The organism is Lysinibacillus mangiferihumi, assembly GCF_003049665.1.
In the GTDB taxonomy this organism is placed as follows: Bacteria; Bacillota; Bacilli; order Bacillales_A; family Planococcaceae; genus Lysinibacillus; species Lysinibacillus mangiferihumi.
In genome coordinates, this window is sequence record NZ_PYWM01000085.1 from 1 (window position 1) to 1,874 (window position 1,874).

General features: G+C 43.8%; 1 protein-coding gene. It reads right to left on the reverse strand.

The features are described from left to right. Nucleotides 1-75: 75 nt before the first annotated feature. Nucleotides 76-1,338, reverse strand: a complete 1,263-nt coding sequence (gene ltrA / locus C9J37_RS27465) for a group II intron reverse transcriptase/maturase (protein WP_107897925.1) — start codon at nt 1,336-1,338, stop codon at nt 76-78. Between the last annotated feature and the right edge of the window lie 536 nt (nt 1,339-1,874).

The window sequence follows — 1,874 nt, forward strand, 5'->3', positions numbered from 1 at the left end:
AATCGAGTAGGAGGGAGTGATTAACTCCCGACCTCTCACACCACCGTACGTACGGTTCCGTATACGGCGGTTCAATTAAGATGAGTAACGCAAAGTTTCGTAACGAACTTGCAGACTTTTCAGCCCTTGGCTTTCCCAATAGGAATTGCCGAGGGTTCTGTGTAATATGGGGCTTTTTGAGATGCGCCAGTACCCTTTTCGGGTATTTCCCCACTCGTATGCTTTTCCGTATGGAACTTTTAAACGACTGAGATTTCTGACTCTTGTTCGGGGTTTCTTCCAATTCTTCCAAAGACACATTCGCAATCTTCTCTTAATCCAACTATCTAGTAGTTTAAATATGGACGCGGTATCTGCGAGCGCAAAGTATCCACACCAACCAATTAGATATTGGTTGAGTTTTTCAATGCGGTATTCCATTGGATAGGGCATCTTTCTTGAGGTAATTTCTCGTATTTTCTTCTTCATTCGATGTAGGCTTGTTTTCGCAATACGAACCTTTGGTTCTTTATAACGGGTAAAACTAAACCCTAAAAACTTCCGATTCCACGGACGGTCTACTGCTGACTTCGTTTCATTTACTTTTAAACGAAGTTTCCCTTCAATAAATCGCTGTACACTTGCCATTGTACGCTCCCCTGCACGTTTACTTTTTACATAAATATTACAGTCATCTGCGTATCGAACGAATTTGTGTCCACGTTTCTCTAATTCTTTATCAAGTTCATCTAAAACGATATTTGAAAGTAATGGACTTAAAGGCCCACCTTGTGGTGTTCCTTCTTCTGTACTTGAAACTACGCCATTTATCATGACACCTGCTTGGAGATATTTGCGGATAAGCTTTAGTAACGATTTGTCTTGAATTCTTTTCGCTAATGTTGCCATTAGTCGGTCATGGTTGACCTTATCAAAGAATTTCTCTAAATCCATATCCACAACCCAGCGATATCCTTCCTTCATAAAACCCTTTGCTTTTCGGACTGCGTCATGAGCACCCCGATTTGGTCGGAATCCATAACTATTGTCCGAAAAAGTGCCGTCATATTCCTTCGATAATATCTGCGATATGGCTTGTTGAATCAAACGGTCTGTCACGGTTGGGATTCCTAATAGACGCACACCGCCGTCTGGTTTCGGGATTTCGACACGACGTACCGGTTGCGGTTCATAGGTTCCCGCTAGAATTTGCGCTTTAATGGATGCCCAATTTTCGAGGATGTGCTGACGTAAGGTTTGTACGGGCATCATGTCTACTCCATGGCTTCCTTTATTCGCTTCCACTCGCTTTAATGCTTGTATCATATTCGGACGTGCTAGAATTTGATTCAACATCACCATTTCGTTCCTTTCCGTGAATAGCTTGTCTTCTTATGCCCACCTGAACTACACCCTCCGCAAATACCCTCATGGACTTCACCATTACTTTCTAAGCGTGAGGTTTCTCTGTTTTCTGTGTTTATTCATTCAAGGTGGAATGCCAAGGGCTATTCTCTCTTAGTTGTTCAGCCCTTCCGATTAGTTCTAGACCCAATCGTACTATGACCTCTGCTGACTTCTGGTGGTTCAGCTACTTGTCACCAAGTAGGTTATGAAGGGTACTTCACGTTTCCATCAGATCTCCCCGGGTAAGCGTATGCACTTTCACACCATCTATCCGCCTCATTTACTCGATATGACCTTCGACAGAAAGGACTTTGTTTTGTTGCGCAAACTCGTCCAATCATACCTAGCCTTCTATGAGATTCGTGTTCCTCGGACCGGTGTTTTGCCTCCAGCTTCCTTCAGATTCCGCATCGCCACGGACACCCTTGCTCTTGGCTAACCTCTACTTCTGTCTTCGGGGTTCGGGACTTGCACCCTATAGTTCATAC